The sequence below is a fragment of the Rossellomorea sp. FS2 genome, from assembly GCF_047915635.1.
GTDB classification, from domain to species: domain Bacteria; phylum Bacillota; class Bacilli; order Bacillales; family Bacillaceae_B; genus Rossellomorea; species Rossellomorea marisflavi_A.
Map to the genome: position 1 here is coordinate 15,250 of NZ_JBLRVS010000007.1, position 13,729 is coordinate 28,978.

Below are 13,729 nucleotides of genomic sequence, written 5' to 3' on the forward strand. Positions count from 1 at the left end.
TAGAAAAATATTGACGCGTAAAGCCGGAAGCTTGTACGATAGATACAATAGCTGTCGACAGTCGACAACATGTCTTTACACTCAATTATAATGTAAGCGTTTTACATTCACAAGAGGGGGGAAAGGTTATGAACGCTGTATCAATGTGGGACTCCATGTGGAAAGCCCATGACAAGACAAAGCAATTATTATTATTCGCTATTCCAAGCAAGAAGGAACGGACGGTTCCAGGAAGGGACGATGCCTCCCAGCATTCCAATGAGCCGGGGAACCGGAGCTACAAAAGGGGGCAGATGATCGGTCTGATCCTCGGACCCCTTCTATTCCTGCTTTCAGTCCTATTTGTAAATCCAAGTGACCTGAGCCAGGAAGGTCGCATGGTCCTCGCCGTCACCCTTTGGGTCGCCACGTGGTGGATCACGGAAGCGATTCCGATCCCGGCCACTTCCCTGCTGCCGATCATCCTGCTGCCCATCTTGAATGCTGTCCCGATGGCGAATGTCACGGCAAGCTACGGGAATCCCATAGTCTTCCTTTTCCTGGGCGGATTCATGATTGCCCTCGCCATGGAAAAATGGGATCTTCATAAGCGGATCGCTTTGAACATCATTTCGGTGGTGGGAACGAGCACATCCAATATCGTCCTCGGCTTCATGATCGCCACCGGGTTCCTCTCGATGTGGGTATCCAATACGGCTGCGGTCATGATGATGATCCCGATCGGGACTGCCATCACCTACCAGGTGTCCCAAGCCCTTAAAGGCAGCAAGGAAGACCTTTCTGCTGAAGAAGAGAAGTTCTCGAAAGTCCTGATCTTCGCGATCGGATACGCCGGTACCATCGGTGGACTCGGTACGCTCATCGGTACACCGCCGAACATCATATTGGCAGGAATCGTGTCCGAACTTTACGGAGTACAGATCTCCTTCGGAGGTTGGATGCTCTTCGCCGTACCAGTCGTCATCCTTCTTCTCATCTCGACATGGTTGTATTTGATCAAAGTGGCCCACCCGGTGAAAATCAAATCGATCCCCGGAGGCAAAGAACTGATCCAAAATGAAAAAGCTGCCCTTGGCCGTATGAGCTTTGAAGAAAAAGCCGTCAGCGCCGTATTCGTCTTCGCCGCCTTCATGTGGGTATCCCAATCCTTCTTATGGAAAGGGATCATCCCGGGAATCGACGATACGATGGTCGCCATCACCGCGGGAGTCCTCTTGTTCCTGATCCCCGCCAAACGAAAAGGCGGTCGCATCCTCGATTGGAACGTGGCCAAAGATATCCCTTGGGGAATCCTCCTTCTTTTCGGAGGCGGACTTGCCATCGCAGGGGGCTTCAGTGCCACCGGTCTAGCAGAGTGGCTCGGCAACCAGCTGAAGGTCCTTGACGGAGTAAGCTTCCTTGTCATGATCATTGTGGTGACGACATTCGTCCTGTTCCTGACAGAGATCACGTCCAACACGGCTACGGCAACCATGATCCTGCCGGTACTCGCTTCTCTCGCCATGGCCATCAATGTTCATCCGTATGCCATTATGATCCCGGCTGCCATGGCAGCAAACTGTGCCTTCATGCTCCCGGTCGGAACACCACCGAACGCCATCATCTTCGCAACAGGCAAGCTGAAGATCACGGAAATGGTGAAGAATGGATTCTGGATCAACATCTTCTGCGTCATCCTGATTGTTGGAGCTGTTTATACACTGGTACCACTCCTATGGGGAGTCGATCTTCATGTCTTCCCTGAAGCATTCAAATCATAAGAAAGAAGTGTGACTCACATGAGGAAAATTGAACTTGCCGCACTGCCCGGAGACGGAGTCGGAATCGAAGTCGTAGAATCTGCAAAGGACGTGCTGCATACGCTGGCCGATGCCCACGGGGGAGTGGAGTTTTCCTTCACCACCTTCCCTTGGAGCTGCGACTACTACGTCGAGCACGGTGAAATGATGCCGAAGGATGCCATGAACACCTTGAAGCAATTCGAGGCGCTGTTCCTCGGTGCCGTCGGGAATCCTGCTCTAGTCCCTGATCATATATCCCTGTGGGGGATGCTCATCAAGATCCGCCGCGAGTTCGAGCTTTCCGTCAATGTCAGGCCGGCCAAACGGATGAAAGGCATCGCCTCTCCCCTTGCCAACCCGAAAGACTTTGATTTCGTCGTCGTTCGTGAAAACAGTGAAGGCGAGTACAGTGAAGTCGGTGGACGCATTCATCAAGGAGAAAACGAAGTGGCCATCCAAAACGCCGTGTTCACACGCAGAGCCACGGAAAAAGTCATGCGCTATGCATTCCAGCTTGCCGAAAAGCGCAACAGCCGTCTCGTGAGCGCAACGAAATCCAATGGCATCGTCCATTCCATGCCGTTCTGGGATGAAGTGACGAAAGCCGTTGCCACTGAGTACCCGCATGTGGATGTACAGTCGAATCACATCGACGCCCTTGCCGCCTTCTTCGTCACGAAGCCGTCCGAGTTCGATGTGGTTGTAGCAAGCAATTTGTTCGGCGACATTCTCACTGACGTGGGATCCGCCATCATGGGCAGCATCGGCATCGCCCCTTCGGCGAACATCAACCTCGAAGGCCGCTATCCATCCATGTTCGAGCCTGTCCACGGGTCGGCTCCCGATATCGCAGGGAAGGGCCTTGCCAATCCGATCGGTCAAATCTGGACGGCGAAGATGATGCTTGACCACTTCGGATACGATGAGCTTGGTCAAACTCTTCTGGATGCAATCGAGGACGTAACCGAGTCAGGTATCAAGACACGGGATATCGGCGGTACCTCGACGACAAAAGAAGTAACAGAAGCCATTAAATCAAGTATCCTTCAAGCTGCTCGAGTATAAAATAATAAACGTAGCATGAAAGCCCAAGGAGAACCTTCCTTGGGCTTTTTTAGATTTTCCACTCCAACTATTCACGAATAAAATCATGGCATCTATCCATAATAAAAACCATCTTGATGATACTGAAAGGAGCACATGTATTGAATAGAATATACCTATACGGATTCACCCTATTCTTCAGTTTCCAGATGTTGATGGCCCCTGCCAATGTATACGCAAAACCGCAGGAATCATGCATAAGCCAATCAAAAGTTGAATTCGAAAACCAGTTTAGAAGACTATGGGTGGACCATGTATTGTGGACGAGTAACTATATAACCAGTGCGACCACTGCAGATGCGAAGGATCAAAAGCAAGTGCTGAACAGGCTTTTGAAGAACCAAGAAGATATCGGCAACTCCCTCAAACCACTTTACGGAGAAAAAGCGGGAAACGAGCTGACCACTTTGCTAAAAGAACATATTGTTCTAGCCGGTAAGATTGTAGAAGCAGCTAAACAGAAAGATGAACCCCTTGTCGGTCAATTGACCAAAGAGTGGAACAGAAACGCCGATCAAATAGCTGACTTCTTGTCCAAGGCCAATCCTTATCTAAAGAATGATGAGCTGAAACAACTGCTTCGCACCCATCTTACATTAGTGACCAATGACTTAGTATCAAGTCTTGAAAAGAACTGGGATGGGAGAATCGCTTCTATTGATGAAGGCGTCTCACATATTATAATGATGTCGGATGTCATTTCAAAAGCGGTCGAGAAACAGTTCCCTGATGCATTCAATTAAAGAACGGCCCCCTGCTTTGCAGTAGAGGGGGCCGTTCTTTTCTATCCCAGTTTGACTTTTTCTCCCTTGATCATTTCCCACCTGTAAAGGAAATCCCCTTGATGAAGTAACGGTTAAAGAAAGCATAGATCAAGAGAACAGGCAGGGTAAACACCATCGATGCGGCCATGATGTAGTTCCAGTAGCTGACATACTGACCCTTGAACGTATTCAAGCCCAGAGGAAGTGTGAACATCTCAATATCCGTCATCACGATCAGCGGTCTCATGAAATCATTCCAAGACCCCATGAATACAAAGATGGCCTGCGCTGCGAGAGCTGGTCTGGCAAGAGGCAGCACAATCTTGAAAAATGTCCCAAGCTTGCTCAATCCGTCCATTTCGGCCGCTTCCTCCAACTCTTTCGGGAAGTTGATGAAGAACTGTCTCATCATGAAGATGAATGTCGCATTGATCATGGCCGGGACAATCATTCCCTGGTAGGAATTCAGCCACCCAAGTTCCTTTAAGATGAGATAATTGGGAATCATGGTCACTTGTGCAGGGATCATCAGGACAGCCAGGATCGTGATGAACAATGCTTTCTTCCCTGGAAAACGAAGTCTCGCCAGAGCATAGCCTGCCATGGAATTGAATAGCAGATTCAGCGCCGTGCCGATAACGGCAATGAAGATACTATTGAACATCCACCGTGGAAAGAGCTCTTGCTCAATGAAGATCTGCCTGTAGTTATCCAGGGTGAACTGTTTAGGGATGAAGTTGATCGTACCTCCGACAATTTCCTGAAGTGTTTTAAAGGAAGACGATAGTGCCCATAGGAAGGGAACCAATGTTGTAATCGCGTAGAGGATCAAAATGGCATAGACAAGAATACGAACCGCTCCAAGCTTCTTTTTCACTTGTTCTTCCCCCCTTAGTAAAGTGATTCTTCTTTTGAAAATTTCCGTTGGATCAAGGTCGCTACAAGGATGACAATGGCCAGCATGAGGACCAGTGCAGCAGCATATCCCATTGTCCCGAGGTTCTTGAATGCATATTGATAGACTAATAGAACGACGGTGAGTGTCGAATTATCGGGCCCACCCGATCCTCCCGAGAAGATGTACGACTGATCGAATAGTTGAAATGTCCCGATCAATCCCATGATGGCCACAAAGGACGTCACAGGCCGAAGGTGCGGAACCGTGATCTTCGTGAACTTCTGAATGGTGCTTGCCCCGTCCAGTTCCGCCGCTTCATAGAGAGAATCGGGGATATCTTGCAGGGCAGCCAGATAGATGACCATGAAGAAAGGGGCCGTCGACCATATATTCATGATCATGATGGCATTGAGGGCAATGTTGGGATCTCCAAGAAAGTTATAGGTTGGAAGGCCGATAGCATCCAACACATTATTGATCAGACCATTCTTGTTATACATCCACATGAAAATGAGCGTCAGGACAGCCGAGGAAGTCAACGTTGGCAGGAAGTAGACGATCCTGAAGAAGCTCTGCCCTTTCATACCGGCATTCAGTGTAGCTGCCAGGATCAGGGCCAGGATGGTCTGACATGGCACCACAATGACGACATATTTAAATGTATTCCATAACGCAATTTGAGCCCTCGTATCATCAAGGATGCGTGCGAAGTTATTGAAAGCGACGAAATCATAGCTCGCTCCCCCCAGAAGCTGTACCTTGTGGAAAGAAAGAAAAATGACATAAAAGATTGGACCGATGATGAAAAGTAGAAGGACAAATAATGCCGGTGACATGAACAAGTATCCTTGACCAGATTCCCGCAGTGCTCTTCTTGAGAATGGTTTCATACGTTTTTTTCACACTCCTTTTGCAACGAATGTGCACAACTTCTTTCCAACGAGCTTTGACCTCGGCAGAAAGAAGCTGTGCAGATCTTGTTGGAAAGAGGGAGGGGCCTGCCCCTCCTGTTCTTTCTCTCATCAGTTCGAATCGATTTCACTATTTGCTTGCTTTTGGGCTTCCTTCAGCGCATCGTCCAGCGGCCGATCGCCAAGGAACGCACTCAGGAACTGATTATTGAAGTTGTTCGTGATGGTCGGAAGATTGGTTCCTTCAGACCAGACCGTTGCATAGGAAGCTCCAGCCACAAGCGGCCCCCGAAGTTCATCTTGATCATATCCAAGCTTTTCTGCTACGGATTTCCGCGTTGGCAGGGCATACCCTTTACTCGTCCACGTCTCCATCCCCTCTTTACCTGTCAGGTAGGAAAGGAGTTTCCATGATGCTTTCTTCTTCTCCGATGCTGCATTCATGACGTATGCCACACTATACGCCATCGTCGATTTCTTCCCATCGATGGTCGGCAGCTCAGCTGTACCGTATTCTACATCAGGAAAGGTATCAGCCAGGAACGGGATGGCCCAGTTCCCTTCGATCACCATTGCGGCTTTCTCCTGTCCGAATACTTCACCGCCCCAGGTTGCACCGACCTCTTTCGGTTCCACAGCTGACTGATCTTCATTGTGCATATCGATGACCGGTTTCAGTGCGTTCACTACATCATCAGAAGCGAAGTTTGCCTTTCCGTCCTTTACGACGTCTCCACCAAGGGACTGGGCCACCCAGAATTGTCGGGCGAGCTCTGGAGCCACACCAAAACCGTACTTCCCGTCTTTCGTCAGTGTCTTGGCAGCTTCTCGGAAATCATCCCACGTTTGCGGGACTTCAACCCCTGCTTCATCGAGCATCTTTTTGTTATAGAATAAAGCGAGCGTCGAGTAGTCCTTTGGGAAGCCGTATGTTTGCTCATCCGAAATGAATGCTTCCAACAGAGGTTTCTCAAAGTCATCTACGTCGAATTCATCTGTCACGTATTCATCAAGGGGTTCGATGACACCTGTCTCGATCAAGGCCGGGGCTTCAAATGCATCAAGATAAAAGACATCCGGACCCTCTCCTCCAATCAAACGCGTCTTGATGACATCCATATATTGTTCCGTGATGACTTCGAGCTTTACATCAATATCCGGATTCTTCTCTTCGAAGTCTGCAATGGTCTGCTTCAGCAGCTTCTCTTCAGTCGGGTTTCCTCCCCATCCGGCAAGCGTCACCTGCGTTTTTTCCCCGTCTTTCCCTTCCGTGGAGGCCCCGTCCGAGCTGCACCCTGAAAGAACCCCGGCCATCAACATTGAAGCAACACCAAGTCCCGCCATCCATTTCCTTGATTTCATTATTCCAGTCCCCTTCCATTTTTTATCATCTAAAGGAATTGTTCTTCCCCGAGATACGAATGAGATCAAACCATTTGTTCTGATGAGCTGATCTGATAGCCTGTGGTATTCTTGAGCACCTCTAACCGGCAGCCACCTTCCACCCTCTTGATGGAGACGGACAGTTTCCCTGTGCCGATGGAAAGATCATGCACCTCTAAACCATTCATGTTTTCAAGGAGTACAGGTGAAAGCCTGATCTCTTCTTTTAAACTATCAGGAAACAATCCCAATAGAGATTGTATGAACACGAGCGGCGTTCCGGCTGCCCAAGCCTGGGGAGAACAGGCCACGGGATATTTGACGACTTTCCCGCCGCTCCCATACCCACAGAACAGCTCCGGCAGACGGTCATACTCAAAGTGAGCCGCCGCAGCAACCAGTCCTTCAATCACCTGGTTCGCCTGTTGTTGGTATCCGCTTTTGCTCATCCCAAGGATCGAGAGGCTGTTATCATGGGGCCATACACTTCCGTCATGATAACTCATGGGATTGTAGCCGGCTTCACCCTCTGCCATCGTACGAATGCCATAACCCGAAAACATTTTTGGTGAGACGAGCATATCTGTGACAGCTTTAGCCCTCTTTTCATTCAACATGCCTGAAAACAGGACGTGACCAGGATTCGATGTGATCGTCCCTACCTGTTCCTTCCGGTCATCCAAAGCGATGGCATAATAGCGGACATCATCCATCCAAAAGGCTTCATCGAACCGCTGTCTGAGGGCCTCCGCCTGCCTGCGCAAACTCCGGGCTTCCTCACCCCGATTCATATGGTCAAAAATATCCGCCAGTCCGGTCTTCGCTTGATAGACATAGCCTTGTACTTCTACAAGGGCAATCGGCGTCTTGGCGTATTCCCCGTCCCGATGGACAACGGAATCTCCGGAATCCTTCCATCCTTGATTGGCAATCCCCTTACTGGATTCCTGGTGATATTCCACGAACAGATCACCATCACGGTCTCCATAGGAATCAATCCATATTAAAGCGTTTTCAATTTCTCGTTCGAGTGTATGGACAAGTTCTACATCTCCCGTCCACTTCACATATTCCGTCAAGAGGATAAGAAACAATGGCGTAGCATCTACTGTCCCGTAATAAGGTGTGAAGGGGATCTGTCCAGTTGCAGCCAGCTCACCGAACCGGATCTCGTGCATGATCTTACCAGGCTGCTCATCCCTCCACGGATCCAGCTTGCTCCCTTGGTAGTGTGCCATTGTCAACAGGGTCCCCCTGGCGATGTCGGCATTGAAGGGAAGCGTTTGAAGGGCTGCAATCAGACTGTCGCGACCAAACGGTACCCCGAACCATGGAAGACCTGCCACTGGAAAGGCACCATGCCCTACATCCGTGAGAAGTACCCGCATGTCATTCAACCCCCGTTCGACAAGACGCTTCAAAGGAAGGCAGTCTGTCTCCACTTTTGCAACCCCATCATTCCAACGTTCATAAGAGGCTTCCAGCTTTGCAAGGGCTGCTTCTTTCTGCACACGATTGATGCCATCCCCCCTACCGGTCACGGGTTGAACAGATAACGTCACGGAGTCGGATTCTCCATGATCCAATTCGAACCCGAAGGAAATGATCCCTTTTTCGTCATTGTTAAGAGCCTGCTTATCCCATGTAATCACCGTACTTCGATTCAGTCCATCCGCTCCTTCATACGAAAAAGAAAGGGAATCTTCCTTGCGTACTTGACCCGTCCTTTGTCCGAGATTCCCGTTCAGAAACCCCCGAACGACAAACATGTCGAGGAAGTCCGCATCAGCATGGATGCTGATTTCAAACGCCACACGCTTCGGGAAATAACTCTTCACCTTCACTTCTTCATACAGGACATCATCATAAATGAATCGGGTCCGCTGGATTTCAATGGATTCCCGCCATAGAACCAGGTTCCCCTCCTGTTCCATATGAGGGTTCGTCAGCAAGATCGTAGATTTGTAATTCTGATCTGCTTCAGAGGATAGGAGAACAGGATCTTCCCCATTAATCTTCAGGTCGAGCTTGCTCAAGAATCGGGTGTCCTTTGAATACAGACCCAATCCATATGGATGATCCTCTGGTATATTTCCGTTTGTATCTGTAAGCAAAAACAGGTCATTTTCTTTTATCACGCGATAGTCCATAATGGTCCTCCTATTCCCTACCGAAACGTTTTGGTTTTTAGTATGACGGAAGAACCGAAACGTTTCGGATTTTATCCCCACCGGAAGAGCGCCTTTTATTGAACAGACTCCCTAACGATGAGTTCGGTTTCCAATGTAATGATTTTTGCCGGCCCTTCTTCTTCCAGCATATCGATGAGGGCATTCGCCGCTTTGTAACCAAGATCGAATTTGTCCTGGGCGATCGTTGTCAGAGGCGGTGAAGCGTAGCCTGCGAGCAGGATGTTGTCATATCCGATAATGGATAATTGCTCCGGGACGGCACGCCCTGATGATCTGGCACTCTTCATTACCCCAAGGGCCATCAGGTCGCTCGCACAAAAAATGGCCGTGATGTCGGGATGTTCATCCAGAAGTTTTGCCGCTTCCTCTTCTGCTTTGTCTTCAAGAAAATCCCCGTTTCGGACGTACTCTTCCCTAAAGTCGATCCCCGCTTCCCGCAGGGCATCCCGGTATCCCTTCAACCTTTGCTGGCTGACGTATGCCTGATCGTGGCCGTTCATGAAGGCAATCTTCTTGTGTCCTGATTGAATCAGATAGTCCACTGCTCGCTTCGCACCAAGGACACTGTCTGTCGTTACATAGCCCACACTCTCCGAGGAGATGGGAATATCGATCAACATACATGGGATATCACTCTCCACGACTTCCTTCAGATACGGATCATCGATTTTCATCCCTTGAAGGATGACACCATCGACCCTTCGTTCCCTGCAAAGCTGTGAATAGGTTTTCTCACGCTGCTTGGTTGTGGTCGTACTGAACAATACAAGGTCATAATCCCTCTCAGAGATGCATTCATTGACACCTGATAGGACTTCAAATGTAAAGTTATCCTTTGAATTTGCCCGATTCATCCCTGAAACCAGCATCCCGATGGTCTTGGTTTTTTTCATCACAAGACCCCTGGCCAATGTATTGGGACTGTAATTCAGCTCTTTGGCAATCTCAGAAATCTTGCGTCTCGTCTTTTCATTCACATCAGAATAGCCATTCAGTGCGCGTGATACGGTCGTCACCGACACACCCGCTACTTTTGCAATATCTTTAATCGTTGTCAAAATCATTTCCTCCAAAACGTTTCGGATACCTTTGAAGTCATCTTACCTGATTGTGTTAGCGTTTGCAATATATTTTGAGTAATCTGATTTTTATTTGTTTACCTAATGAAAAACTCCCCCTTGTTGGTACAAGGGGGAGTGGCCTTACTTCACCGTCACATTGCTCGCCTTACTCGTATTCTTCGCTTGATCGGTCGCCGTCACCGACAGCTTTGTTCCTTTCTTCTGCTTCTTGATGGTCACCGAGTAGCTGCCTTTTTTATCCGCTTTCGCCGAGCCGAGCTTCGTTTTCCCCGCTTTCACTGTAACCGTGGAATTGCCTTCCGCCTTTCCCGTCACCTTGGTGGCTTTAGGGGAGACCGGATTAACGGATGGCGCTTTTGGAGGCGTATTGTCTACCACGGTGACAGTGTTTCCCTTGCTCACATTTTTGGCTTTATCTGTAGCCGTGACCGTCAATTTGGTGCCTGCTTTCTGCTTGGAGATCTTTACCGAATAAGTGCCGTTCGACGCAGCAACACTACTGCCAAGCTTCTTGCTTCCTGCCTTGACCGTTACCGTCGAACCGGCTTCTGCCTTACCTGTCACCTTTGAATCATTATCCCCGACTTTATTCACATTTGGTTTTCCATCTAAGACTTTGACTGTCGCTATTTTAGAGATTTCGTCATCATAAATGACTTCCACACTCATGGCCGTTCCACTCTTCTGCTTAGGGAGAACAACGGAGAATTGACCGTTACTACTCACATTTCCCTTGCCGATGATAACCTTCCCGACTTTCACCTCTACCTTTCCTTTTTTATTGAAAGAAATCTTCCCTTCAAGGGATGTGGAATGATCATAGAAAGATTTGGTGATTGAAGGAGCTGGGACATATTTCTTCAGGCCGACTGCCCTTCTGGCATTCACGCGTCCCTCCCCATGGAAGATCCTATAGTCGGAGCCATACCAATCAGCTGTATCATAAAGCTTCTGTACCACATCGTCATTAGACAAATTCAGATTGGTTGAGAGAACCAATGCAGCTGTACCCGAGACAATCGGAGCGGCCATAGACGTACCATCCATCGCTCCATATCGATTTCCTGGAAGGGTAGAAAAGATGGCTCTACCAGGGGCAGCCAGGTCAATATCGTACCCATAGTTCGAAAAGTCTGTAATTTCATCATTCTGCTCTGTAGCTGATACAGAAATGACATGATCGTACGATGCAGGATAAGAAGAAAGGTACGTATCATCATTACCTGCTGAAGCCACAACTACAACACCCATATCATAAGCATATTGAATGGCGTCATCCAATGCATAACTATATTGATAGCTTCCAAGACTCATATTGATAATATCAGCACCTGCATAAACAGCGTGATACACCCCTTCTGCAACATCAAAGGTGTATGCGTAGTCTCCATCAAACACATTGATAGGCATGATTTTAGACTTTGGTGCAACGCCAGCTACACCGAGGTTGTTGTGGGCAGTACTTCCGATGATGCCGGCCACATGTGTTCCATGTTCTCCTGGTGGTACCTTGGACTGCCCCGTAAGGACATCGTAAGGCGAAACAATATTTGCTTTTAGATCCTGGTGGTTGACGTCTACTCCGTCATCAATGACCGCTACTACCACATCCTTGGAACCCATCGTTTTATCCCAAGCGCGTTCGGATTCAATCGTTTGATGGAACCATTGTTTATGGAAGGAAGGGTCATTAGGTTTAAACTGGAGTTTTATTAAGTGGTCCACCTCTGCATACTCAACATCTTTCCTGTTCTCTAACTCTTTGATGAAATCTTTCGTATCCCGATCTTCTGGAACGTCCACCGTAATCAGTGGTTGGGACGGTTTATCTTTAATCTCCAGTGAATTGGTTTCCTTAAAGCCGGATGTTTTCAGAGACGTTTTTAATTTCACTATGACTCTTTCGGGTGGTTTCTTGTCCTTACTTTGTTCTGCCTGCCCCGTTCCATTCCATCCGAATAACAAGAATACCGCAGCAATGACGGATACCAGGATTTTTTTCACTGCCCATCCCCCTCTTCCATTATTAGTAGGTATTACCATCATACTTTTGATCTATATCTATAGCAAACTTTATTTTTCGCCAAATCAAGCAAATCAGCCTTGATCCTGTTTTATCTGTCTCCCTCCTTCTTTATTACCCCAGGACAAAAGGCACCCACATTTAAAATACCACATACCTTGTCTTCTCTTCCTATATAATGGAAGGTGATAACACCTTCTTCATATGCAATCATCACCTTTTAGTAAGGAGTTTATTATAGATGAAGAGACCATCAAAAACTCCCGTCACTCTTGTCGCGCTCATCACAGCTCTCAGCCTTCTCGGGGATTCCATGCTTTATATCGTCCTCCCCCTTTACTGGAAAGAAGCCGGCCTCGACTCAATCTGGCAGGTCGGGATCCTATTATCGATCAACCGGTTCATCCGCATGCCGTTCAACCCCCTTGTCGGCTGGTTGTATCACAGGATCTCCTTAAGGACCGGATTAATCATTGCCGTTACCCTTGGCACTATAACGACCATCGGATATGGCCTTGCCAGCAGCTTCATCGTCTGGGTGATCCTCCGTTCTCTTTGGGGAATAGCCTGGTCATTTTTCCGGATCGGTGGCCTTTCAACGGTGGTTCTTTACTCACAAGAAGGAAACAGAGGTCAATCAATGGGTGTGTACAATGGTCTGTACCGTACGGGAAGTCTTGGGGGGATGCTCCTTGGGGGACTGCTTGTCCCCCTGTTCGGAATGCAGACGATTGCCATCCTGTTTGGTTGTCTGTCATTGGTCGGCATCCCCTTGGTGCTGTTTTACTTGGCCCCCATCAACCGTGGGGACGAGGAACAATCAAGCTTGCCGGCAACGATGACCTTGTCCCGCAGTACCCTTTTCGTCATTGCAAGTGGCTTCATCGTGACCTTGCTATTCCAGGGAGTCTTCGCCTCCACCATCAGCTCCCTCTTGGAACATCTATACGGGGTTAAGGTCAGTTTGTTCGGACTCGTCTTGAGTGTCGCCTTCTTTTCAGGATTGCTCCAGTCCCTGCGCTGGGTGTGGGAACCGTATCTTGCCAGCCGTTTCGGACGTTGGTCCGATGGCAAAGCTGGACGCCTCCCTCTCCTAATCCTCTCCCTTACCGGAGCGAGTTTGACATTCGGACTGATGTCGGTTGCCATGTCAATCACATACTGGACCTTAGTGGCTATCATTGTCATGATATGGGCCACCGCCCTCACCACCCTGACCGACGCCCTTGCTTCAGATGCAGCCAAGCACACCAACGTCGTTTCCTTTCTGACTCTTTACTCCATCTGTCAGGATGTCGGAGCCGCTCTCGGACCGTTCCTGGGCTACTTACTGATCGGACTGCACTACGGTTTCTCTGCTCTATACTGGGGTGGGTCTTTGATATTCGCTGTTCTTACCATTACATGGCTCATCATCTATAGGAGACAACAGAGGGTTGGTGCGATGAACAGCAGAGGAATGGAGCTTTAGTTCATGATAAAGAAGGTTGAATTTTAAACAAGACCGTTCCTTTGCGCTTCAGGTGCTTGCTTTCCGCGGGGAGCATGTCGAGCCTCCTCGTGCCTGCGGGGTCTCGATCATCCTCCTTTT

10 protein-coding genes are annotated in these 13,729 nt (G+C 48.7%); 4 read left to right on the top strand and 6 right to left on the bottom strand.

What is annotated here, in order from left to right:
• The first annotated feature begins 128 nt into the window (after positions 1-128).
• The 3 genes from ACNA6I_RS19590 (at position 129) to ACNA6I_RS19600 (ending at position 3,628) form a co-directional block, all read left to right on the top strand.
• On the top strand, positions 129-1,760 hold the full coding sequence (locus tag ACNA6I_RS19590) for an SLC13 family permease (protein WP_048006508.1): 1,632 nt from the start codon (positions 129-131) through the stop codon (positions 1,758-1,760).
• 18 nt (positions 1,761-1,778) lie between these two features.
• A complete protein-coding gene (locus tag ACNA6I_RS19595; RefSeq protein WP_367258337.1) occupies positions 1,779-2,846 on the top strand; it encodes a tartrate dehydrogenase in 1,068 nt (355 codons plus the stop codon).
• Positions 2,847-2,986: 140 nt separating this feature from the next.
• Complete coding sequence (locus tag ACNA6I_RS19600) at positions 2,987-3,628, top strand: glycosyltransferase (RefSeq protein WP_249931525.1); 642 nt, start codon at positions 2,987-2,989, stop codon at positions 3,626-3,628.
• Between the two features lie 70 nt (positions 3,629-3,698).
• Here the strand turns inward: ACNA6I_RS19600 and ACNA6I_RS19605 are convergent, their stop codons facing one another.
• From ACNA6I_RS19605 to ACNA6I_RS19630, 6 genes are all read right to left on the bottom strand, one after another.
• Positions 3,699-4,526 carry a carbohydrate ABC transporter permease gene (locus tag ACNA6I_RS19605; RefSeq protein WP_048006506.1) on the bottom strand — a complete coding sequence of 276 codons (828 nt, stop codon included), beginning with the start codon at positions 4,524-4,526 and terminating at the stop codon, positions 3,699-3,701.
• A 14-nt stretch (positions 4,527-4,540) separates the two neighbouring features.
• The gene (locus ACNA6I_RS19610; RefSeq protein ID WP_048006505.1) at positions 4,541-5,437 is read right to left on the bottom strand and encodes a carbohydrate ABC transporter permease; all 897 of its coding nucleotides are present in this window, start codon (positions 5,435-5,437) and stop codon (positions 4,541-4,543) included.
• Positions 5,438-5,569: 132 nt separating this feature from the next.
• Positions 5,570-6,820, bottom strand: coding sequence for an ABC transporter substrate-binding protein (locus ACNA6I_RS19615; RefSeq protein ID WP_048006504.1), 1,251 nt, complete (start codon positions 6,818-6,820; stop codon positions 5,570-5,572).
• A gap of 65 nt (positions 6,821-6,885) precedes the next feature.
• Positions 6,886-8,991 carry a glycogen debranching N-terminal domain-containing protein gene (locus ACNA6I_RS19620; protein WP_416314008.1) on the bottom strand — a complete coding sequence of 702 codons (2,106 nt, stop codon included), beginning with the start codon at positions 8,989-8,991 and terminating at the stop codon, positions 6,886-6,888.
• A gap of 95 nt (positions 8,992-9,086) precedes the next feature.
• Positions 9,087-10,091 carry a LacI family DNA-binding transcriptional regulator gene (locus ACNA6I_RS19625; RefSeq protein ID WP_251528896.1) on the bottom strand — a complete coding sequence of 335 codons (1,005 nt, stop codon included), beginning with the start codon at positions 10,089-10,091 and terminating at the stop codon, positions 9,087-9,089.
• 144 nt (positions 10,092-10,235) lie between these two features.
• The gene (locus ACNA6I_RS19630; protein WP_187427030.1) at positions 10,236-12,119 is read right to left on the bottom strand and encodes a S8 family serine peptidase; all 1,884 of its coding nucleotides are present in this window, start codon (positions 12,117-12,119) and stop codon (positions 10,236-10,238) included.
• 260 nt (positions 12,120-12,379) lie between these two features.
• Between ACNA6I_RS19630 and ACNA6I_RS19635 the strand changes: the two genes are divergently transcribed.
• Positions 12,380-13,609, top strand: a complete 1,230-nt coding sequence (locus ACNA6I_RS19635) for an MFS transporter (RefSeq protein ID WP_252265227.1) — start codon at positions 12,380-12,382, stop codon at positions 13,607-13,609.
• Positions 13,610-13,729 lie beyond the last annotated feature (120 nt).